The 23,639-nt window shown below is 36.8% G+C and carries 22 protein-coding genes and 1 other annotated feature; all 22 genes read right to left on the bottom strand.

Annotation, left to right across the window (positions count from 1 at the left end):
- Nucleotides 1-94: 94 nt before the first annotated feature.
- The 22 genes from rpsG to cysE all read right to left on the bottom strand — a co-directional run bounded on the left by rpsG (nucleotide 95) and on the right by cysE (nucleotide 23,423).
- The gene (gene rpsG, locus ACMGE6_RS05400; protein ID WP_096077875.1) at nucleotides 95-565 is read right to left on the bottom strand and encodes a 30S ribosomal protein S7; all 471 of its coding nucleotides are present in this window, start codon (nucleotides 563-565) and stop codon (nucleotides 95-97) included.
- Nucleotides 566-678: 113 nt separating this feature from the next.
- Nucleotides 679-1,101, bottom strand: a complete 423-nt coding sequence (rpsL, locus tag ACMGE6_RS05395; RefSeq protein ID WP_414045503.1) for a 30S ribosomal protein S12 — start codon at nucleotides 1,099-1,101, stop codon at nucleotides 679-681.
- Between the two features lie 86 nt (nucleotides 1,102-1,187).
- Nucleotides 1,188-1,445, bottom strand: a complete 258-nt coding sequence (locus ACMGE6_RS05390; protein ID WP_414045502.1) for a ribosomal L7Ae/L30e/S12e/Gadd45 family protein — start codon at nucleotides 1,443-1,445, stop codon at nucleotides 1,188-1,190.
- Nucleotides 1,446-1,541: 96 nt separating this feature from the next.
- Nucleotides 1,542-3,167, bottom strand: coding sequence for an ABC transporter substrate-binding protein (locus ACMGE6_RS05385; RefSeq protein WP_414054707.1), 1,626 nt, complete (start codon nucleotides 3,165-3,167; stop codon nucleotides 1,542-1,544).
- Entirely contained in the window at nucleotides 3,164-4,708 is a 1,545-nt protein-coding gene (locus ACMGE6_RS05380; RefSeq protein ID WP_414054706.1) for an ABC transporter substrate-binding protein, read from the bottom strand. Before ACMGE6_RS05380 ends, ACMGE6_RS05385 begins: the two co-directional genes overlap by 4 nt.
- Before the next feature lie 19 nt (nucleotides 4,709-4,727).
- The gene (locus ACMGE6_RS05375) at nucleotides 4,728-6,647 is read right to left on the bottom strand and encodes a hypothetical protein (RefSeq protein WP_414054705.1); all 1,920 of its coding nucleotides are present in this window, start codon (nucleotides 6,645-6,647) and stop codon (nucleotides 4,728-4,730) included.
- Nucleotides 6,648-6,979: 332 nt separating this feature from the next.
- Nucleotides 6,980-7,171, bottom strand: a complete 192-nt coding sequence (locus tag ACMGE6_RS05370) for a hypothetical protein (protein ID WP_414054704.1) — start codon at nucleotides 7,169-7,171, stop codon at nucleotides 6,980-6,982.
- Between the two features lie 249 nt (nucleotides 7,172-7,420).
- Nucleotides 7,421-11,041 (bottom strand): DNA-directed RNA polymerase subunit beta', encoded by a 3,621-nt coding sequence (gene rpoC / locus ACMGE6_RS05365; protein WP_414045496.1) that lies wholly within the window; start codon nucleotides 11,039-11,041, stop codon nucleotides 7,421-7,423.
- Between the two features lie 121 nt (nucleotides 11,042-11,162).
- Nucleotides 11,163-14,705, bottom strand: coding sequence for a DNA-directed RNA polymerase subunit beta (gene rpoB / locus ACMGE6_RS05360; protein ID WP_414054703.1), 3,543 nt, complete (start codon nucleotides 14,703-14,705; stop codon nucleotides 11,163-11,165).
- Nucleotides 14,706-14,898: 193 nt separating this feature from the next.
- Nucleotides 14,899-15,495 carry a class I SAM-dependent methyltransferase gene (locus ACMGE6_RS05355; RefSeq protein WP_414054702.1) on the bottom strand — a complete coding sequence of 199 codons (597 nt, stop codon included), beginning with the start codon at nucleotides 15,493-15,495 and terminating at the stop codon, nucleotides 14,899-14,901.
- A 113-nt stretch (nucleotides 15,496-15,608) separates the two neighbouring features.
- Entirely contained in the window at nucleotides 15,609-15,974 is a 366-nt protein-coding gene (gene rplL / locus ACMGE6_RS05350) for a 50S ribosomal protein L7/L12 (protein ID WP_414045493.1), read from the bottom strand.
- A 62-nt stretch (nucleotides 15,975-16,036) separates the two neighbouring features.
- Nucleotides 16,037-16,561 (bottom strand): 50S ribosomal protein L10, encoded by a 525-nt coding sequence (gene rplJ, locus ACMGE6_RS05345; RefSeq protein ID WP_414045492.1) that lies wholly within the window; start codon nucleotides 16,559-16,561, stop codon nucleotides 16,037-16,039.
- Nucleotides 16,562-16,598: 37 nt separating this feature from the next.
- Nucleotides 16,599-16,724, bottom strand: a sequence feature (ribosomal protein L10 leader region).
- 48 nt (nucleotides 16,725-16,772) lie between these two features.
- Nucleotides 16,773-17,468: a 50S ribosomal protein L1 gene (gene rplA / locus ACMGE6_RS05340; protein WP_414045491.1), complete on the bottom strand. Its 696-nt coding sequence runs from the start codon at nucleotides 17,466-17,468 to the stop codon at nucleotides 16,773-16,775.
- A 107-nt stretch (nucleotides 17,469-17,575) separates the two neighbouring features.
- The gene (gene rplK / locus ACMGE6_RS05335) at nucleotides 17,576-17,998 is read right to left on the bottom strand and encodes a 50S ribosomal protein L11 (protein WP_224183617.1); all 423 of its coding nucleotides are present in this window, start codon (nucleotides 17,996-17,998) and stop codon (nucleotides 17,576-17,578) included.
- A 150-nt stretch (nucleotides 17,999-18,148) separates the two neighbouring features.
- Nucleotides 18,149-18,694, bottom strand: coding sequence for a transcription termination/antitermination protein NusG (nusG, locus tag ACMGE6_RS05330; protein ID WP_414045490.1), 546 nt, complete (start codon nucleotides 18,692-18,694; stop codon nucleotides 18,149-18,151).
- Between the two features lie 11 nt (nucleotides 18,695-18,705).
- Entirely contained in the window at nucleotides 18,706-18,885 is a 180-nt protein-coding gene (gene secE, locus ACMGE6_RS05325; RefSeq protein WP_099577350.1) for a preprotein translocase subunit SecE, read from the bottom strand.
- Between the two features lie 151 nt (nucleotides 18,886-19,036).
- Nucleotides 19,037-19,666 (bottom strand): hypothetical protein, encoded by a 630-nt coding sequence (locus ACMGE6_RS05320; protein ID WP_414045489.1) that lies wholly within the window; start codon nucleotides 19,664-19,666, stop codon nucleotides 19,037-19,039.
- 79 nt (nucleotides 19,667-19,745) lie between these two features.
- The gene (locus ACMGE6_RS05315; protein ID WP_414045488.1) at nucleotides 19,746-20,264 is read right to left on the bottom strand and encodes an NYN domain-containing protein; all 519 of its coding nucleotides are present in this window, start codon (nucleotides 20,262-20,264) and stop codon (nucleotides 19,746-19,748) included.
- Nucleotides 20,264-21,013, bottom strand: coding sequence for a 23S rRNA (guanosine(2251)-2'-O)-methyltransferase RlmB (gene rlmB / locus ACMGE6_RS05310; protein ID WP_414054701.1), 750 nt, complete (start codon nucleotides 21,011-21,013; stop codon nucleotides 20,264-20,266). Before rlmB ends, ACMGE6_RS05315 begins: the two co-directional genes overlap by 1 nt.
- Nucleotides 21,010-21,411, bottom strand: coding sequence for a Mini-ribonuclease 3 (locus ACMGE6_RS05305; RefSeq protein WP_414045486.1), 402 nt, complete (start codon nucleotides 21,409-21,411; stop codon nucleotides 21,010-21,012). Before ACMGE6_RS05305 ends, rlmB begins: the two co-directional genes overlap by 4 nt.
- Complete coding sequence (gene cysS, locus ACMGE6_RS05300; RefSeq protein ID WP_414045485.1) at nucleotides 21,404-22,798, bottom strand: cysteine--tRNA ligase; 1,395 nt, start codon at nucleotides 22,796-22,798, stop codon at nucleotides 21,404-21,406. The genes ACMGE6_RS05305 and cysS overlap by 8 nt, the downstream gene beginning before the upstream one ends.
- On the bottom strand, nucleotides 22,782-23,423 hold the full coding sequence (cysE, locus tag ACMGE6_RS05295) for a serine O-acetyltransferase (RefSeq protein ID WP_414045484.1): 642 nt from the start codon (nucleotides 23,421-23,423) through the stop codon (nucleotides 22,782-22,784). The genes cysS and cysE overlap by 17 nt, the downstream gene beginning before the upstream one ends.
- Between the last annotated feature and the right edge of the window lie 216 nt (nucleotides 23,424-23,639).

Genomic DNA, 23,639 nt, shown 5'->3' with positions numbered 1-23,639 from the left:
TCTCCTTCCAGGATTGGTTTATTTTAAGAAAGTAGCCCTCAAGTAAATTGGAAACAGCAAGCTGTATACAATTACTAAAGGGTTAACTTTAATCTTACCAACGGTAATGAGCAAATGCTTTGTTTGCTTCAGCCATTTTGTGAGTATCTTCGCGTTTCTTAACAGCACCACCAGTGTTGTTAGCAGCATCTAAGATTTCGTTAGCTAAACGCTCTTCCATAGTTTTTTCACCACGAAGACGTGCATAGTTTACTAACCAACGTAAACCTAAAGTTGTACGACGCTCAGCGCGTACTTCTACAGGTACTTGGTAGTTAGATCCCCCAACACGGCGAGCTTTAACTTCTAATACAGGCATGATATTGTTGATCGCTTCTTCGAATACTTCCATTGAATCACGACCAGAACGTTCTTGAACTAATTCAAAAGCGTTATATAAAATCTTTTGAGCAGTACCACGTTTTCCATCGATCATAATTTTGTTGATTAATTTAGTAACTAATTTAGAATTATGAATTGGATCCGGTAATACGTCTCTCTTAGCAACAGGTCCTTTACGAGGCATATTAATATCCTCCTTCCTCAGTATATTTTTTTTATTTTTCGATGTCTAGTAAGAACATTACATTTACAAAAATGAAATATTCCATTGAACAGATTGTGCATTAATTTATAAAATTATGCTTTTTTAGCTTTAGGCTTTTTAGCTCCGTATAAAGAACGTCCTTGCATACGGCCGTCAACACCTGAAGTATCTAATGCTCCACGTACGATATGGTAACGTACCCCCGGTAAATCTTTTACACGACCTCCACGAATAAGTACTACACTGTGTTCTTGTAAGTTGTGACCGATACCAGGAATGTAAGCATTAACTTCAATATTATTTGATAAACGCACACGTGCATATTTACGTAACGCTGAGTTAGGTTTTTTAGGTGTCATAGTTCCTACACGAGTACATACACCACGTTTTTGTGGAGATGCGATATCAGTAGCTTTTTTCTTATGACTGTTATAACCTTTGTTTAATGCAGGCGCAGTTGATTTTTTAATTTTAGAAGTTCTTGGCTTCTTAACTAATTGGTTAATAGTTGGCATTTTGAATGTCCTCCTCTCTTTTGTTTAATTCCACACATCCAGGTGGTTCATTTTTAAGGTAAAAAAAGATTTGTAAGAATACCGCCTTACAAAGCGGGTTTCAAATGTGCAACAACCGTTGCTCTCACTTGAATGCCATATTGTTTACCCAGCTCCTCTTTCGATTTGCTGAATTCAATAGGTAATTGCTTTTGGTATGCTAGTAATAGCACGGTAGTTAATAAGTGGATATTAGTATCACGCGCTATCTCCAGAGATGCTACGCGATCTTTCTTAAGAGCCTTAACAGTCTCCTTAAGTCCCACTAAATATTGACTAGAGTGCATAACTTTTTCATTAGACATTGCAATCCTCCAAAGCTATTAAGTGCTACTCATCAACCTAAACAATATTATCATCAATTTTTAAATATGTCAATTTTATTTGAAATATTTTTTGGGTTATCTCTTTGAAGATTTCTTATCCAGGATAACATCAATATAATTAACTATACCATACGGCAATTCATCTACATTCTTTGTGTGAGCAGCAACGTAAATTTTTCGTTTAACTTTACGAATTGGCACATAAAGAAACTTCTGCTTTAATCTTTTCAAGTACTGCTTCCCGACACTTTCAGGTGCATCATTCACCTTATAACGAACATCATTAATAAACTTATAACCTTCTGTTATCTGCCCGAACCATTCCTGGAACTTACATTGTTTTAGCAAATCAATCGTTTTATACGGTTGTAAATTATGATAATTTTCATACATCCATACAAAATCTACATCCACTGACATAAGGTTAGTGTTTAAATAATCGAGCGCTTCCATTTCGATCAATAATAGCTGGATATCATAAGTCATCAAGCGTTGTTTTAATACCTCATAGAACGATTGTGTATATCTATTAACAATCACTTTGAGTGGACGTGTAATTTGATGAGAATCTTCTAATTTATTGATAGGTGTATCACTTAAATGATTGAGCACTGGCTGTTCATCACCATCAATGTACTCATCGATTGTTTCCATGAAGACTTGCGTTACAAACTCGCGTTGCTTCAAAGTTAAATCCTTATGCGGATTAAATAGTAAAAACTCTTCACCAATCGAAACATCCACAACTTTATCGTTTTGCTTTTTATGTGCATCAAATTGAGTTCGATGTGTTACTTGATTTAAATATTTAATTTTTTCGATATCAGGTAAGTGCCCGCGATAAAACAGATTGTAACGCAACGTTAAACTATCATTTTCAATTCCATCAATCTGATATGGTCCACTACCAATCAGCACTTCTTCATCCACATTTTTATAAATCGCACTGTATTTTTGAGTTAACGTGTACTCGAAAAATTTTGGTCTTCTATTAAACGCTAGAATAAGATAAAAATCATTTACTATTTCAATGTTCTCGATTTCTGTAAATAATGCGGCGTACGGACTCTCTTCACTACAACAATACTCTAAACTATTTTTTACTTCACTTGCTGTTAAGATAGTCCCATCCGAAAACTTTACTTGCTTTTTCAAATGAATATGTAAAGTTTCTTCCTTCCAGTTATCATAACTGACTAAGTTACGGATAATCTCACCTGTCGCAGAAACACGATATAATGTATCAAAGATCTGATGACTCAGTTGTGCTCCGAGATAATCGTTAATATGTGCTGGGTGAAAGTTTGAAGGAATATCATTTACCCATTCAATCAATCCTGAACTTTCGACTGTTTCTGTTTCATTGATTTTTTGATCAACGATGGCCTGTAACTTCATAAATGAATGATGATGCCATGGCTGCTGTAATACTTTTTGAAGATCTTTAACGCTCATCTCATCAATATCATGTTGAATATCAATAATAAAATCTGATTGAACGTCTCTCTTCATTTCAATCTGCACTTTATTCCCTCGACCACGACCAGGCGTATACGTTATCAGTTGCTCTTCGTCCCAGAGCTTTAATAATCTACTCAGCTGCTTCTTTGATATATTCATTTTTTCTGCAATTATATCAAGCGTGAAGTCTTCTATATGATTTATGTAATGTTCTAGTTCTATAATACGATAATCAATCATAGCTTCTCCTCTTCCACTGATATAATTGAATTGTATTTCACAATACCATAAGCATTTACTTCGTAATCTTTAAAACTATCCATCGTCAAAATATTTTTTCCGAAATATTCTATAATCACAATGAATCCGTTATCCACTAGAAATGCTTCATATTGCTTTTCTATGTATGGCCAGTATGCAGCATGTTTATGCTGATAGATATACTTTAAATGATGACTTTCTTCAAAATCTTCCATCCACTCTGCAAACTTATCACCTAACAATAAATCAAAAAACTTACGCTCCATAGGTAGGGACTCATTCATTATCACAACATCAGCACTATAGGCCTTGAGTGGCTTAGCTATGTACTCTTCCATGCTCACTTCAATTAATTTAAAGTTATGGACACATTGCTTCAATTTAATTATCGCTTCTTTAACCTCATTCCTCGAATCCTTAATCGCTAGTAGCGACAAGCCATCAATGAAGAATTCCGGCGTTTCCTCACCTAGTAAAATACGACCAAGACGTTTTCGTTGTTCCATCGTCAAATCGCTATTCGGATTAAATAATAAGAAATCCATACCATAACTATCTTTAGTATATTCAACCTTCATTTCTTTACGTTGTACAAATTCCTGGTACTGAGCTGTATCGTTGATTAACCACACTTCTGTAATATCCGGAATCTTTTCAGTAAAATACGGATTAATTTTAAGCGTTAAAATATCCGGCTTTAATGCATGAACTATATAAGGCCCTGAATATAATATCTTACCTGCTTTCAACTTATAAATCGTTGCAAAGTCCTGGCATAATATTAATTTGATCATATCCGACCTATGACGCATTTTTATCTTCAACTTAAAAATATCAATAGCCTTTACTTCAACAACATCGCATAATCCAGGAAGATTACCTTTAGCTTCAATTAACGCATTCAACACCTGCACAACATTATCTGCAAACATAAGATCACCGTTTGAAAAATGAATATCCTTATGCAGATGAATAATTAAATCATTATCAATCCATTCATCATAAACAACAAGATTTTTGATAACCTCTTTACCATCCATATCATATAGGCGTTCACCAACATTTGCCAGCACAGTTGTTAATGCAATATCAAACGGCTCAAGCGGATAAATTTTATCAGGAATGCGATATAAGTAATCCACAAAATTAAAATGTCGAATCGAATAATCTCTTCTGCTATATAAGATTTCTTCAATACACACACGTAATATCCGTTTCGAGTTCTCTGACATATTGAGTGCCATAATGGATTGGAGCTGATGAACATCATAATCTTCTAAATTTCGAATCAAGTGATTGATGTATTCACCTTCAATATTTTTCAAAAATTGAATATCCGTAGCATTACCACGCCCTACACCACTACTAAAAACAATAAAGCCATCATCACTCCACTTATTAAGTAGTCGTGTTAGCTGTCTCGGTGAAATTTCAAGGAAATCTGAAACAGCTTCACGTGAAAAAGCATTGCTTTGGATATATAGATAAAGTTTAAACAGCTTTTCATCAACATCTACCATTTCAAATCTCCTTTCTTAATTAATGATTAAATCCACCTAAACCTGAAATGAAAGTTGGCAAAGCATTTTTAGGACCTGTTGGAGCAGGATCAATCGTAGCCACTAAAGGATTACTTCCTACCACATTAGGACGCTTACTATCATCACTTTTATGACTGTCAGTATTAGCGACTTCTATTGTACCTTTGTCATCCTTTTTATTTTTTGAATGCTTTGTATCCTTTTGATTAAATGTATTTTGCTTATCAACTATCGTTCCTTTTTCCTCCTTAAATGGAGACTGTAAGCCAAGTAGCTCAATTACACGCTCTGAAGATTTATCTTCAGCCTTTACATCGTCTGATATCAATGGTTGGTAAGGACTACGTAAAATACCTGTTTGTTCAGCACTCGCACGTCCATCATAAACAATACTATCCGTTACATTACCGTTAACCCCTCGCTCCTCGTCAACAATAGAACCTGTTGGGTGATAATTAACGCTGATATTCTGATCAGTGCCTTCACTATTATGCTCTGAATGACTACCAGGCTGTACACCAGGACGTTCCGTTGTTGACTCAGATGTCGGTCTTTCCGTTGTTACAGGACGTTCCGTTGTTGGCTCAGATGTTGGTCTTTCCGTTGTTACAGGACGTTCCGTTGTTGATTCGGATGTTGGAACTTCTGTCGTTGGAATCATGACTGTCGGTAATTCGGTTGTTGGTGGTTCTATCGTCGGTTCTGCTGTCGGTAGTTCTGTCGTTGGAATCATGACTGTCGGTAATTCGGTTGTTGGAATCATAACTGTCGGTAATTCCGTTGTCGGTTCTTCTATCGTCGGTTCTGCTGTCGGTAGTTCTGTCGTTGGAATCATAACTGTCGGTAATTCCGTTGTCGGTGGTTCTATCGTCGGTTCTGCTGTTGGTAGTTCTGTCGTTGGAATCATAACTGTCGGTAATTCCGTTGTCGGTTCTGCTGTTGGTAGTTCTGTCGTTGGAATCATGACTGTCGGTAATTCGGTTGTTATTGGTGTTTCTGTTGTTGGCTCTGCTGTCGGAATTTCTGTCGTTGGAATCATGACTGTCGGTAATTCTGTTGTCGGTGCTTCTGTTGTTGGCGTTTCTGTTGTCGGTGCTTCTGTTGTCAGTGCTTCTGTTGTTGGTGTTTCTGTTGTCGGCGCTTCTGTTGTCAGCATTTCTGTTGTTGGTGTTTCTGTTGTTGGCTCTGCTGTCGGAATTTCTGTCGTTGGAATCATGTCTGTCGGTAATTCTGTTGTCGGTGCTTCTGTTGTTGGCGTTTCTGTTGTCGGTGCTTCTGTTGTCAGTGCTTCTGTTGTTGGTGTTTCTGTTGTCGGCGTTTCTGTTGTTGGTGTTTCTATTGTTGGTGTTTCTGTTGTCGGCGCTTCTGTTGTCGGCGTTTCTGTTGTCGGCGTTTCTGTTGTCGGCGTTTCTGTTGTTGGCGCTTCTGTTGTTGGCGCTTCTGTTGTCGGCGTTTCTGGTAACGGAGCAACTAAGATTTGATATCTATTTACAATGTTGCCGTTTGCATATACGGGTACATCTACGATATCTGTAGAGGGTGCCCCATTACTATCAACTACAGATAGATAGAATCGCAAAGTAAAATTACCCAGAGTCATCCCTTCAAAATAGAACTCCCCTTGACTATTTGTCATTCCGCTTAACACACTGCCATCTTCACCTATCAGATCAACAGGTGTATTAGAAAGAAGAAAGTCTCTTACACCATCATTATTTTCATCATAGTAGACGATACCTTCCATGAATCTCAATGCCGGACTCTTCTGCGCTACCAAGTTATTAACGTTATAACGATTATCAAAGAAATTAATTTCCTGAGCATGTGTCACAACTGATTGATTAAGTAGTCCGACTGTACTTAAAATACTTGTCGTAGCAATAACCGACACTTTTTTAATATGTTTATTTTTTTTCATCATCTTTCACCTTTTTCATCTTCGAATAGACTGCCGACATGGTTTATTCGATAATAGAAACACCTTCAATTTTTTTATTTTATTATCCTTTAGTTCATTATAGATAAAATTATTTAATATAGATAGAATACTTAAATTTATACGTACTTTATAATTGTTTAAATATATTTTAAACGTAATAAAAAAGGAGACACTTTTTCAAAAATATGTCTCCTCTACGTTCGGAACTTAGAATATAATTTTACACTACATAATTGTTTTTCACAATACAAACCCCTTGAGAATATTTATTTTCTTAAGGATTTTATATACGAATTACATATTCATCGAACTTATCTTTTTCTAATATAATAATGCTTTTGAGAATCTTTGCGTTGTAGAATAAACATTATGGCAAGAAATGCTAATCCTAATAAAATAAATGTCAGACTTCCTACCGGAGATTTCTCATATAATGACAAACCAGCAATTATCTCTACAAAGCCCAGTACCATCATAACTAATTGTTTCATTTGTAATGTCATTGGTCTCCCCCTATCTTTTTATTACGTTGTTATATCATAACCCATTTATCATTCAAATGATATTTTGGAGACTGTGAAATTTTAGTGACAACAATTCAAGTGTTTTATCATTACATCTTTGAATTGATGAGAGTATTTATATTAATTATTTCAATAACAAAGCCGAACAAACACATAAATCAAAATTGATTTAATAGTTTGTTCGACTTTGTGTTATGGTAGAACTTTATATTCTAACCTTATGAGTTATTAATTTTCAGTTACTACTACTTCTTCCTGTTCTAACGCAGGTGCATCCTTTTCAAATTCAACACCACTATAGCGTCTCATACCAGTTCCAGCAGGGATTAACTTACCGATAATAACGTTTTCTTTAAGTCCTAATAAGTCATCACGTTTACCTTTAATTGCTGCATCCGTTAACACACGTGTTGTTTCCTGGAATGAAGCTGCAGATAAGAAACTTTCTGTTTCAAGTGATGCTTTCGTAATACCAAGTAATACAGGCTTCGCTGTCGCTGGGTGTTTTCTTTGTTTAAACACTTCACGGTTAGCATCAGTAAATGTATGAATATCAACTAATGCACCTGGTAATAATTTCGTGTCACCTGCTTCGATAATACGTACTTTACGTAACATTTGACGAACCATTACCTCAACGTGTTTATCAGAGATTTCTACCCCTTGCATACGGTATACTTTTTGAACTTCTTTAAGTAAGTAGCTTTGAGTCGCATTAAGTCCCGCTACAGCTAATAATTGCTTAGGCTCAATTGAACCTTCAGTCATTACTTCACCACGCGCAATTTTTTGACCTACTTCTACTTTAAGTCTTGCAGTACCAGGTGCTAAGTACGTACGTACTTCATTTTCACCCTTAACTTTAATTTCCTGCATACGATCTTTAACAACGTTTAATTCGATAATCTCACCGTTAATCTCAGAGATTACAGCTTGACCTTTCGGATTACGCGCTTCGAATAATTCCTGGATACGAGGTAAACCTTGCGTGATATCGGCACCGGCAACCCCACCTGTATGGAATGTACGCATCGTTAACTGTGTACCAGGCTCACCGATAGATTGGGCAGCGATTGTACCAACAGCTTCCCCAACTTCTACTTTTTCACCTGTCGCTAAGTTTTTACCGTAACATTTCTCACAAACTCCGTGACGAGAGTTACATGTGAATGCTGAACGGATATGCATTTCTTCGATACCTGCATCAACGATTTGTTTCGCGATTTCAGGAGTAATTAATTCATTTACTTTTACTAAGATTTCCTTAGTTTCAGGATGTCTTACTGTTTCACGAGAATAACGTCCTTCTAAACGCTCAATGAATGGCTCGATTAATTCAGAACCTTCACGGATTGCAGAAACAAGTAATCCACGGTCAGTACCACAATCAGGTTCACGTACGATAACATCTTGTGCAACGTCAACAAGACGACGTGTTAAGTAACCTGAATCGGCTGTTTTAAGTGCTGTATCGGCAAGACCTTTACGCGCACCGTGAGTTGAGATGAAGTATTCTAATACCGTTAAACCTTCACGGAATGATGATTTGATTGGTAACTCGATGATACGTCCAGCCGGGTTGGCCATCAGTCCACGCATACCTGCTAACTGTGTAAAGTTAGATGCGTTACCACGGGCACCAGAGTCACTCATCATGAAGATTGGGTTTAAGTCATCTAAAGAGTTCATTAACTTCGCTTGAATATCATCTTTGGCTTTCGTCCAAATTTCGATTACAGCTGCATAACGTTCACTTTCAGTAATTAAACCACGTGTGAATTGTTTAGTAACTTTATCTACTTTTTCTTCAGCTAAACCGATGATATCCTGCTTATCAGGTAATACCACGATATCAGATACACCTACAGTAATACCTGCACGTGAAGAGTACTTAAATCCTAAGTCTTTCATTCTATCTAACATCATTGATGTATCAGTAATATGGAATCTATTAAATACTTCTGCAATGATTTGTCCTAAGAATTTTTTATTAAATGGTTTTACAAGCGGTTGTTCTTCTAAATACTTTAATAAACCTTCTTCAGTTAAATCTGTTGCATCAATGAAATATTTACCTGGTGTAACAGTTTCTAAGTTAGATAATGTCGGTTCGTTAATGAATGGGAATGATTCCGGCATAATTTCATTAAAGATAACCTTACCTACTGAAGTTACTAATAACTGACTGTTTTGTTTGTCAGTAAATGTCGGATTATTAAATGATCCAGCTTGTACTGCAATACGAGCATGTAAATGCACATAACCATTAACATAAGCCATAATAACTTCATTTGCATCTTTGAAGATTCTACCTTCACCAATTGTACCTTTACGCTCTAATGTTAAGTAGTAGTTACCTAATACCATATCCTGAGATGGTGTAACAACTGGTTTACCATCTTTAGGGTTTAAGATATTTTGTGCAGCTAACATTAACATACGTGCTTCAGCTTGCGCTTCTTTTGATAATGGTACGTGAACGGCCATTTGGTCACCATCGAAATCGGCATTGTATGCTGTCGTTACAAGTGGATGTAATCGAATTGCACGACCTTCAACAAGCGTTGGTTCGAATGCCTGAATCCCTAAACGGTGAAGCGTTGGTGCACGGTTTAAAAGTACTGGATGTTCACGGATAACATCTTCTAAAACGTCCCAGATTTCTGGTTCCATACGCTCAATTTTACCTTTAGCGTTCTTGATGTTTGTAGCGATTTCACGTTCAACAAGTTCTTTCATCACAAATGGTTTGAATAATTCAAGTGCCATTTCTTTTGGAAGACCACATTGATACATTTTAAGGTTAGGCCCTACGACGATAACCGAACGACCAGAATAGTCAACACGTTTACCAAGTAAGTTTTGACGGAAACGACCTTGTTTCCCTTTTAACATATGTGATAAAGATTTTAATGGACGGTTACCTGGTCCAGTTACTGGACGGCCACGACGACCATTGTCAATTAAAGCATCTACAGCTTCTTGTAACATACGTTTTTCATTTTGTACGATGATACCAGGCGCTCCTAAGTCTAATAAACGTTTTAAACGGTTGTTACGGTTAATAACACGACGATATAAATCGTTTAAATCAGATGTAGCAAAACGTCCACCATCTAATTGAACCATCGGACGAATTTCTGGTGGGATGATTGGTAATACATCTAAAATCATCCATGAAGGATCATTACCTGAATTTCTGAAAGATTCAACTACTTCTAAACGTTTGATTGCTCTTGTCAAACGTTGACCAGTCGCAGTTTCTAATTCTTCACGTAATGACTTTAATTCCGCGTCTAAATCGATGTCCAATAATAAATCTTTAATCGCTTCAGCACCCATTTTAGCTGTAAACTGTCCTGGGAATTTATCGTAATACTCACGGTATTCTCTTTCTGAAAGTAAAGATTTTTTCTCTAAACCAGTTGGACCTGGATCAATTACAGCATAAGATGCAAAGTAAATAACCTCTTCTAAAGAACGTGGTGACATATCTAAAAGTAATCCCATACGTGATGGTATACCTTTGAAGTACCAGATATGTGATACAGGTGCTGCTAATTCAATATGACCCATACGTTCACGACGTACTTTTGATTTTGTAACTTCTACGCCACAACGGTCACAGACCATTCCTTTGTAACGTACACGTTTGTATTTACCACAGCTACATTCCCAGTCCTTCGTTGGACCGAAAATTTTCTCACAGAATAAACCATCTCTTTCAGGTTTTAATGTACGGTAGTTAATTGTTTCTGGCTTTTTAACTTCACCAAAACTCCATGAACGGATTTTTTCAGGTGAAGCGAGACCTATCTTCATGTAATGAAAGTTATTTACATCAATCAAAGCCCTACCTCCTTAGTGTATTAAAAATTTTATCAAGACTTATATATACATTTTGCTAACAGCATCATACGAGTTGCCTCGTAGATGCCTAGCAAATTATTTAAACGAGTTGAGACAGTGATTATTCAGTGATCTCAGCTTCTGGTTCTGGTTTTTTGGCAATGTTAATTTTTGAATCGATGAAATCGTCATCTTCTAAATCACGCATTTCAATCTCTTCATCTTTATTGTCCATTACTTTTACATCTAATCCTAAACTTTGTAACTCTTTCATTAATACGCGGAATGATTCAGGCACTCCCGGACGTGGGATATTTTCACCTTTAACAATTGCTTCGTATGTTTTTACACGACCAACTGTATCATCTGATTTGTACGTTAAGATTTCTTGTAAAGTATATGCAGCACCATAAGCTTCAAGTGCCCATACCTCCATCTCACCGAAACGTTGTCCACCAAATTGCGCTTTACCACCAAGTGGTTGTTGTGTAACTAATGAGTAAGGACCAGTTGAACGTGCATGTAACTTATCATCAACCATGTGAGCTAATTTAAGCATATACATAACACCTACTGATACACGGTTATCGAATGGTTCACCTGTACGTCCATCATAAAGTACAGTTTTACCATCACGAGCCATACCAGCTTCTTCAATCGTAGACCAAACGTCTTCATCGTTCGCACCATCGAATACCGGAGATGCTACATGCAGACCTAAGTTTTTAGCAGCCATACCTAAGTGTAACTCTAATACTTGTCCGATGTTCATACGAGAAGGTACCCCAAGTGGGTTTAACATGATATCGATTGGTGTTCCGTCAGGCATAAATGGCATATCTTCTTCAGGTAAGATTCGTGAGATAACCCCTTTGTTACCGTGACGACCACACATCTTATCTCCAACGTGAATTTTACGTTTTTGAACGATGTAAACACGTACTAATTGGTTAACACCCGGTGGTAACTCATCGCCATCTTCACGATTAAAGACTTTCACGTCTAATACGATACCATCTGCACCATGTGGTACACGTAATGAAGTATCACGAACTTCACGTGCTTTTTCACCGAAGATAGCGTGTAACAGGCGCTCTTCTGCAGTTAATTCAGTAACTCCTTTAGGTGTTACTTTACCAACTAAGATATCTCCATCACGAACTTCTGCACCAACAAAAACAATTCCACGATCATCTAAGTTTTTAAGTGCATTATCAGATACGTTTGGAATATCTCTAGTAATTTCTTCAGGTCCGAGTTTTGTATCGCGTGCTTCTGATTCATATTCTTCGATATGAATAGAAGTGTAAACATCATCTTTTACAAGACGTTCGCTCATGATAACAGCATCCTCGTAGTTATAACCGTCCCAAGTCATGAATCCGACAACAACGTTACGTCCTAGGGCCATCTCACCAAGTTCCATAGAAGGACCATCGGCTAAGATTTCACCTTTCGTTACGATATCACCCGCTTGAACAATAGGGCGTTGGTTATAACATGTACCTGAGTTTGAACGTGCGAATTTAGCTAATTTGTAAACATCTAAATCCGTTTCAATTTCTTTTCCGCCTTCTTCTACAATACGGCGTACTTTAATTTGGCGCGCTTCAACGTGCTCAACACGACCTTTATATTTCGCTACTACTGCAGCTCCAGAATCACGTGCTGCTACGTGTTCCATACCTGTTCCAACAAATGGTGCTTCAGGATTCATCAATGGTACTGCTTGACGTTGCATGTTCGCACCCATTAATGCACGGTTCGAGTCATCGTTTTCTAAGAATGGAATACAAGCTGTGGCAGCAGATACTACCTGCTTAGGTGATACGTCCATGTAATCCATACGTTCACGTGCCATAACTGTATTATCTCCACGGAAACGACAAACAACTTCATCATCTAAGAATTTACCATTGTCATCTAAACGCGCATTCGCTTGGGCAACAACATAAGCATCTTCTTCGTCAGCTGTTAAGTAGTCGATTTGAGAAGTAACAGTGTTCGTTTCAATATCAACTTTTCTGTATGGTGTTTCAATGAAACCAAATTCATTTACACGTGCATAACTTGAAAGTGAGTTGATTAATCCAATGTTTGGTCCCTCAGGAGTTTCAATCGGACACATACGGCCATAGTGAGAATAGTGAACGTCACGTACTTCCATACCAGCACGTTCTCTTGTTAAACCACCAGGTCCTAAGGCAGATAAACGACGTTTATGCGTAAGCTCTGCAAGAGGGTTCGCTTGGTCCATGAATTGAGATAATTGTGAACTACCAAAGAATTCTTTAATAGACGCAATGACAGGGCGAATATTGATTAATTGTTGAGGTGTTACTGATTCAGTATCCTGTAAACTCATACGTTCACGTACAACACGCTCCATACGACTTAAACCGATACGGAATTGGTTTTGTAATAACTCACCAACTGATCGTAAACGACGATTACCTAAATGGTCGATATCATCTGTAAATCCAACACCTGCTAATAAGTTAAAGAAATAACTAATAGATGATAAGATATCTGCCGGCGTAATACATTTCACTTCATCATCCGGGAATGCATTACCGATAATTGTAGTTGTACGTTTTTCTTCATCGCCAGGAACATAAACTTTAACTGATTGAATTTCAATCGGCTCATCTAATAAACCGTTCTCTAAAGTGAAAACTTTTTGATTGGCATTGTTTTCAAGGGCATCTAGAATTTGATCTAAGTTACGACGATCTAATAATGTACCTTCTTCAGCTACAATTTCACCTGTTTCAACATCAACAATCGGCTCTGCTAATGTTTGGTTGAACAGACGATGTTTTAAATGTAACTTTTTATTCATTTTATAACGCCCAACGCTTGCTAAATCATAGCGTTTTGGATCGAAGAAACGTGAGTATAATAAACTCTTAGCGTTCTCAACAGTAGGTGGTTCACCTGGACGTAAACGCTCGTAAATTTCAAGTAATGCAGCTTCAGTTGACTCAGTATTATCTTTATCTAATGCGTTACGTAAGTATTCATTGTCACCAAGTAAATCAATAATTTCCTGATCACTTGAGAAACCTAGTGCACGTAAAAGAACAGTAATTGGCAATTTACGTGTACGGTCAATACGTACAAACACAACATCTTTCGCATCAGTTTCATATTCAAGCCATGCACCACGGTTAGGGATAACAGTCGCTCCAAAGCTCACTTTACCATTCTTGTCGACTTTATCATTGAAGTATACAGACGGAGAACGTACTAATTGAGATACGATAACACGTTCTGCACCATTGATAACGAATGTGCCTGTATCTGTCATTAATGGGAAGTCACCCATAAAGACTTCTTGTTCTTTTACTTCGCCTGTTTCTTTAATAATTAATCGTACCTTTACTCGAAGTGGCGCTGAGTAAGTAGCATCACGGTTCTTTGCTTCATCTAAATCATACTTTGGCTCACCTAATTTGTAATCCACAAATTCTAATGAAAGATTACCAGTGAAGTCTTCGATTGGAGAAATGTCTCTAAACATTTCAATCAAACCTTCTTCTAAGAACCATTCATAAGATTTTGTTTGAATTTCTATTAAGTTAGGTAATTCTAAAATCTCGGAAATTCTTGCGTAACTTCTACGCTGACGATGCCTTCCGTATTGGATAAGTTGACCTGTCAACAGATTCACCCCTCAAAAATTGTGGTGCCTTTTACCTAAAACAGAAGCAATAAGACAAAAAGAAAACGGAATCACATAACTCCATTTTCAACTTTTATTTTAAACTCATTTCTCCTAAAATTAGATAGAAAAGTGCACACTTATTCATTTAAATTTTTACATTCTATTACTATAACAGACCAATTGTAGAAGGTCAACCTTTTACACTCTTTAAAATATAATAGCCTTTATCTTTTTTTAATATAGTTACATTGCCAAAATCATTTTCCATCTTCTTTTTTGCTGACGGCATACCTTGTTTCTTTTGAATCACAACATATAACGCACCCGACTCATCAAGCACTTTTAAACTATCTTCTAAGATACGATGGACTACTTCTTTTCCTGCACGGATGGGGGGATTGGTTAACACTGTATCAAACTTTTCAGTAACCTCATTTAATCCATCACTTTTATATATTTTAACATTACGAATATCATTAGATAATGCATTCCTTTCTGCAAGACCTAACGCGCGTTCGTTAACGTCGACCATATGTATAAGAGCTTCTGGATGATGTTTAGCTACCATTAATCCCATCGTACCGTATCCACAACCTACATCAAGAACACGCTTAGGACCTGCATCTTCTAAAAAAGTTTTAACGAGTAAATTTGATCCAAAATCAACCCCACCTTTAGAAAACACGCCGGCATCTGTTGTAAGTTTCAAACTATGGTTGTCCATATTAAATCCAATTGTATTTTCATTACTTGCTACTGTTTGTTCTTCGCTGTAATAATGACTCACCTTAACACCTCACTCATTTCTTCTTAGTGCAGTGTGCACACAGTTGAAATTATACCAATATAAAGCAAGAAAAACCCGTTATATACATAACGGGTTTCGTAACAAAAGAGAAATTATTTAACTTCTACAGTTGCTCCAGCTTCTTCTAATTTAGCTTTTAATTCTTCAGCTTCGTCTTTAGATACGCCTTCTTTGATTACTTTAGGAGCGCCATCAACTAAGTCTTTAGCGTCTTTTAATCCTAAACCAGTTGCTTCTTTAACAGCTTTAACAACTTTGATTTTTGAAGATCCAGCAGATACTAATTCTACGTCGAATTCAGTTTTTTCTGCAGCAGCGTCAGCGCCACCAGCAGCACCAGCTACAGCTACAGGAGCAGCAGCAGTTACACCAAATTCTTCTTCGATAGCTTTAACTAAATCGTTTAATTCTAAAACTGACATTTCTTTAATCATTTCGATAATTTTTTCGTTTGACATGATTGTATTCCTCCATTTAATTTAAGTTTTTTTATGATACTTGTTGTTCTTGGCTAAGTGAATTATGCTTCTTCAGCAGGAGCAGTTTCTTCTCCGCCTTCTTTTTGTTCTCCAACAGCTTTAACTGCGTAAGCAAAGTTACGGATTGGAGCTTGTAATACTGAAAGAACCATTGAGATAAGTCCTTCTTTTGATGGTAATGATGCGATAGCTTTGATATCTTCAGCGCTAGTCACTTTACCTTCGATGATACCTGCTTTGATTTCTAACTTTTCGTTTTCTTTAGCGAAGTCAGCAATAATTTTTGCTGGTGCTACAACTTCTTCATTTGAGAATGCGATAGCGTTTGGTCCAGTTAAAAATTCTTCGATACCTTCGATACCAGCTGCTTCAGCTGAACGACGTACTAAAGTATTTTTGTAAACTTTGAACTCAACACCAGCTTCACGAAGTTGTTTACGTAGTTCAGTTACTTGCGCAACAGTTAAACCACGATAGTCAACGATGATAGTAGATACTGAATTTTTTAATTGTTCAGTGATCACATCAGCTTTTTGTTGTTTGATTTCGATAGCTTTTGTACTCATTATGACACCTCCATTAAGATTTTCGTGCTTTTCTAATATAGATATTAAAAAAGCACTTTTCACCCATGGTAAAAAGTGCTTGAACAGTCTCAAGTCAAATTTCACCTCGGTAGGATTATTAAGCATGCGCCCCTACTGTCTTAGGTTATTTATAAAATACAAATTACACTATAACGTGAAATTTGAATCTTGTCAAATTGTTTTTTTAAAATTAGTTTCTTACTTCTGATGGGTCAACTTTGATACCAGGGCCCATAGTAGAAGTTACAGAAACAGTTTTGAAGTAAGTACCTTTTGATGAAGCTGGTTTAGCTTTAGCTAAAACATCTTTTAAAGTGTTAAAGTTTTCAACTAATTTAGCTGTATCAAATGATACTTTACCGATTGAAGCGTGAACGATACCAGATTTCTCAGCACGGTATTCAACTTTACCAGCTTTGATTTCCTGAACAGCTTTTGTTACGTCCATCGTTACAGTACCAGTTTTAGGGTTTGGCATTAAACCTTTAGGTCCAAGGACACGTCCAAGTTTACCAACTTCACCCATCATGTCTGGAGTTGCTACGATAACATCAAATTCGAACCAACCTTGGTTGATTTTGTTGATGTATTCAGCATCGCCAACGTAGTCAGCGCCTGCAGCTTCAGCTTCTTTTAATTTTTCGCCTTTAGCGAATACTAATACACGTTGTGTTTTACCAGTTCCGTTTGGAAGCACTACTGCTCCACGGATTTGTTGGTCGTTTTTACGAACATCGATTCCTAAACGGAATGCAACTTCAACAGAAGCGTCAAAGTTAACTGTGCTTGTTTCTTGCGCAAGTTTGATAGCTTCTTCTACAGAGTAGAATTTTGTGTTATCAATCTTTTGAGCGGCTTCTTGATATTTTTTACCTTTTTTAGCCATTTTTTATTTCCTCCTTATAGTGGTTTTAGCGGAATGTCCTCCCACGGGCACCTATAACAGTGCAAGAGCAGACTTAAATAAGTCTGCCGTTAAATCTTCAAGTGATATTATTTAATTTCTACACCCATACTACGAGCAGTACCAGCAATAATTCTCATTGCCGCTTCAACGCTTGCTGCATTTAAATCTTCCATTTTAGCTTCAGCGATTTCACGTACTTGATCTTCAGTTACTGTAGCAACTTTAGTCTTGTTTGGTTCACCTGAACCTTTTTCGATTTTAGCTGCTTTTTTAAGTAAAACTGCTGCAGGTGGTGTTTTAGTGATAAATGTAAATGAACGATCTTCAAATACAGAAATTTCAACCGGAATAATTAAACCTGCTTGTTCTTGTGTACGCGCGTTAAATTCTTTACAGAATCCCATGATGTTAACACCTGCTTGACCTAATGCTGGACCAACTGGTGGCGCTGGATTCGCTTTCCCTGCTGGGATTTGTAATTTAACAACTTTGATTACTTTTTTAGCCACGATGTGCACCTCCTATAATATCGTGATGTGGTCACAGGGTATGATATTTACCCTCCCACTCATCAACCGTACTAATTAGCACGACTATAAAATATTACCACTTACATCAATGAAATGCAAGTGTCAATTTACATTTTTATATTTAATTTTTTATAACTTTTCGATTTGATCAAATTCAACCTCTACAGGTGTTTCACGACCAAACATATCTACTAATACAGTTAATTTGTATTTCTCAACATCGATTTCTTTTACTTCACCAACTTGATTAGTGAATGGTCCACTTGTCACTCGGACTTGCTCACCAATTTCAATTTCGACATCGATTGTTTTCTCATTCATGCCCATAGATTTTAAGATGAACTTCGCTTCTTCAGGTAATAATGGGTTCGGCTTAGAACCTGCACCAGCAGAGCCTACAAAACCAGTAACACCTGGTGTATTACGTACAACATACCATGACTCGTCTGTCATTACTAATTCAACAAGTACGTACCCTGGAAATGTTTTCTTAATTGATGTTTTTGCTTTTCCGTCTTTAATCGTTGTCTCTTCTTCTTCAGGGATGACAACTCTAAAGATTTGATCCTGCATATTCATAGATTCAAGACGTTTTTCTAAATTGTCTTTAACTTTATTTTCATAGCCCGAATACGTATGAACTGCGTACCAATGTTTTTTGCTTTCCTCAGACATATTATGCCTCCTTAGTTAATTAATCGAATAAGTTCAGAAATACCTAAGTCGATTGCGTAAAAGAAAATAATAAAGAATAATACCGTTAATACTACGATTGTTGTATCTCTTACAACTTCCTGACCTGTTGGCCATGAAGTTTTTTTCATCTCAGAGATCACGCCTTGAAAGAAATTTTCTTTATGTTCCATGAGTATGCCTCCATCACGTTTATTAATTGATAAAAAATAGACCGAACCGAAATTCGATACTTATTTTTAATGCTATATGGTTTAAGGTATGTGTCCATTTAATTCATTCTAATCCTAGTTTAATATAACGGTGAAACGTATTTTTGTCAAACTATGATAAGCCTCTGATGAATGCTTTCACCTTAACTTTAAGCCGTGCTATCGTATTGTGAATTGTTTTTAAAGATTCATTTTCAATTGCCGCCATAGCTTTTACCGGCATCTGATCCTTCAAATACTCCATTACACGATATTCCAACGGACTCAATTGTAATGCAACAGGCGTCATACGTGACTTTAAATCCTCCAGTTCACTTTCAATACGCGGGTTAAGTGCATTGATATCCTGGAGATAGGCATCTAACGTCAAATCCTCATCATTAATAGGTGCTTCATAGCTTACAACTGGACGTGTGCGTTCCTTCTGAAGGTGTCGCACATAATCCAGCAAAGCATATTTCAAGTGATAGAAATAAAACCTTTCAAAATCATCACTTTTTAACGGATCATACGTTTGAACAGCCTGATAAAGTGAAATAAGACTTTCCTGGTACAGCGCATCATAATCTTTAAAAGAAATTCTTCTAATATGAATAGCTATCCCATTACGTAGCCTTGCCACAAGACTTTCAAACGCATCGATATTGCCATCCTGTATATCTTTAACAATTGTTTCAATAGGCTGTAGATGATATACCGTTTGTTCTTCACAAATGATTTGAGTATACGTTTTAAACATCATTTTGCTAAACCTCGGATTATGTTTTTTCTTTAGCTTAGCTGTTAAATATCATTATCTCAAACAATAAAATTACCTTGAATTAAATTTCTCCTCTTCTCAATCTTTCCAGACGCGCTTTTGTCGTTTCATCAATTTCAATACGTGTTCTTGGCTTCTGATTTCCCATACTACGCATATCTTTTGCGACATTTTTTTCTTCTTCACGTAAATTACTGATAAATTCACGTGAGGGGATTCTCAAAGCACCGCTACCAAAAATGGTGTGCTGTTCTGATAGATCACTTGTTACCACTTTAATTGTTGTAATATGTTTTTCGTACATTTCATGTACGAGCCTCTCAATGACTGCATCAGCTGTTTCCTTTTCTCTCGAGAATACAATACGAATACCATGAAACACTTCTTCACGTTCGTGTGTCTTCACATCATAAGCATCAAACACAACAATCATTTCATCAGCTATACGCGCATTGTAATTGGCGATTTCAAGTAATAGTTGCATACGTGCTTCTTCTAATGATTCTTTAGCAAGTTTTTTTAATTTTGCACTTTGACCTATGACATTATATCCATCGATGATGGTATATCTTTTAATCATTAGTCTATCGGATTCCTTTTACGATAAACTTCATACATTAATAAACTTGCTGCTACAGAAGCATTTAAACTATTTACATGTCCAACCATCGGCAAATGGATTAAAAAGTCACATTTATCTTTTACAAGGCGACTCATCCCCTCACCTTCTGAGCCAATGACAATTGCTAAATTCATATTAGCATCCATCTTACGATAATCTACGGATTGCTTTGCATCTGTACCTGCAACCCAGTATCCATTCTCTTTTAATTTATCAATCGCCTGACTGATATTTGTTACACGCATCACAGGCACATGTTCAATCGCTCCAGTTGATGCTTTAACAACCGTTTGATTTAAACTCACCGAACGTCGCTTCGGAATCATAATACCGTCAACACCAATCGCATCTGCTGTTCTTAAGATTGAACCTAAATTATGTGGATCTTCCAGACCATCCAAAATCATAATAGTACTCAATGCTTCCGTATTACGTGCACTTAAAAAATCATCAAGCTCCACATATTCATAAGGTGAAATCATCGCCATAATACCTTGATGCGGTACATCTGATAAATGGTCGAGTTTCGACTTGGGTACCGTCTGAACAATTATCTTACGCTCTTTGCAAAGGTTTAAAATACTGGAAATTTGAGATTTATTGATGCCTTCCTGAATAAATATTTTATTAATTTCATGTTCTGATTCTATCGCACTCTTAACCGCATGACGTCCTACAATAATTTCATCATTCGTTTGCTTGTTCATTGCTTACCCCTCATTTCACATAATGTTACAATTTTTTCAAGTAACACCTGTAATCTTTCTGTTTCGTTATTTAAGTGTAAATAACCGATGACCGCTTCCAGTGCAGTACTCTTTTTATAAGAGATAACATCCGTATTTTTAGCGCGCGTATGACTTTTGGCATTTCGTCCGCGCATCAATATCTCTGTCTCCTGCGCAGTAAAGTAATTTTCACCCACAAGTGTATCGAATGTCGCTGCCTGACTCTTAGCTGATACGAAAAAAGTAGCTTGACGATGTAATTCATTGGGCTTCTTGTTCATCTCTCGCACAATATAATCTCGTACGTATAAATCAAGTACAGCATCACCAAGGTATGCAAGTGTCAGTGGATTGTACAAACTTGCTTCATTAACCACGTTTAAATCTCACACCTTGTGCTGTATCTTCCAGAATAATATTTCTCTCTTTAAGCATGTCACGGATTTCATCTGCACGTGCAAAGTTTCTTTCCTTACGAGCTGCCTCACGTTCTGCAATTAAAGCTTCAATATCTTCGTCTAATAGTTCTGCTTCTTCCACAAGTTTAACCCCTAAAACATCACTGATAATTTCAAAGACCTCAAGGAAACGTTCAATAACTTTTAAATCTGTTGAATCTTTCTGATTATAGATGTTTGCCTGTTTGGCCAATTCATACCAAGCTGTAATTGCATTAGCCGTATTAAAATCATCATCCATCGCCGTTTCAAATTGTAATAATATATCATCTATTGTTTTAATCATTTCACTATGATCAACCACATCTACTGAAATCTCCTGACGCTCCTTTAAAGCTGCATATGCGTTTTGAATACGTTCTAATCCTGCTTTTGCGCTCGTCACAAGCTCCATGTTGTAGTTGATTGGATTTCTGTAATGTACACTAATCATAAAGAAACGTAACACGTTAGGGTTCACTTCTTTAATAATGTCATGCACTAATATAAAGTTACCTAATGATTTACTCATTTTTTCATTATCGATATTAATAAAACCATTATGCATCCAGTAGTTCGCAAATGTTGTGTCATTATGCGCTTCAGATTGCGCAATTTCATTTTCATGATGTGGGAACGCTAAATCAGATCCACCTGCATGAATATCAATTGAATCACCTAAATGTTTTTTCGCCATCACCGAACACTCTATATGCCAACCCGGACGACCTTTACCCCACGGAGAATCCCAGCTGATTTCTCCAGGTTTGGCACTCTTCCATAATGCGAAGTCTAGTGCATCATCTTTTAATTCACCTGTTGCAATACGCGCACCTACTTTTAACTCATCAATTGATTGATGGCTGAGCTTTCCGTATCCATCAAACTTACGCGTTCTGAAATACACATCCCCGCTGCTTTCATAGGCATAGTCTTTTTTAATTAATTCCTCGATAAACTCTATAATGTCATCCATATGATCCATTACACGTGGATGATGTGTTGCATGTTTACAATTTAATGCGCCAGTATCTTCAAAGTATGCCGCAATAAAACGATCAGCGACTTCAGGAACAGTAGAATTAAGTTCGTTTGCTGCTTTAATTAATTTATCATCTACATCTGTAAAGTTTGATACGTAGTTCACTTCATAACCGCGATATTCAAAGTAACGTCTTACTACATCAAAGCTGATAGCAGGTCGAGCATTACCAATGTGAATGTAGTTATAAACCGTTGGACCACACACGTACATCTTAACCTTACCCTCTTCAAGCGGTACAAATTTTTCTTTCTTTCGACTTAATGTGTTATATAACGTAATCATCAATAATCTCTCCCTTTTTCGTTGCCTCGATATGTCTTTCTAATTCTTTTAGTTTTTCATAAATAGGATCCGGTAAATTTGTATGATCAAAGCTTTTACCGACTCTTACACCATTTTGTTTCACGATATGCCCTGGAATACCTACGACTGTAGAGTAATCAGGAACGCATTTTAATACCACTGAGTTAGCACCGATATTCACATTGTTACCAATCTGAATATTGCCTAATACTTTAGCTCCCGCAGCAATTAAAACATTATCTCCAATATCAGGGTGGCGTTTGCCACTTTCCTTCCCAGTACCACCTAGTGTGACACCTTGATAAATCGTAACGTTATCTCCAATTGTACATGTTTCACCAATAACTATTCCCATCCCGTGATCAATGAATAAACGTTTCCCGATTTTAGCACCCGGATGGATTTCAATACCAGAGAAGAATCTTGAAATTTGGCTGATTGCACGCGCTACAAAATACATCTTGCGGTTAAAGAACCAATGTGCAACTAAATGCCACCATACAGCGTGTAATCCTGAATAAGTAAGAAATACTTCCAAACTACTTCTCGCAGCTGGATCTTGCTCAAATACCATGTTAATGTCATCTTTAATCCTTGAAAACATTCCTACACCCCCAATTATAATAAAAAGAAGCACCTCTAAAATAAGAGGTGCTTCTGCACGGTTCCACTCTGATTAGTAGATAAATCTACTCACTTAAAATATATTCAACTTTGTCTTTATAATGAGATGCATTCAACAATTAAGCTACCACATACTTTCACCAACCGTATGCTCTCTAAAGATATATTAATTATCTACTTGGTCTCATAAGTCGAT

The sequence above is a fragment of the Macrococcus equi genome (assembly GCF_047426745.1).
GTDB classification, from domain to species: domain Bacteria; phylum Bacillota; class Bacilli; order Staphylococcales; family Staphylococcaceae; genus Macrococcoides; species Macrococcoides equi.
Note: the sequence above shows the minus strand (reverse complement) of the source record. Positions and strands in the feature narration are given on the sequence as shown.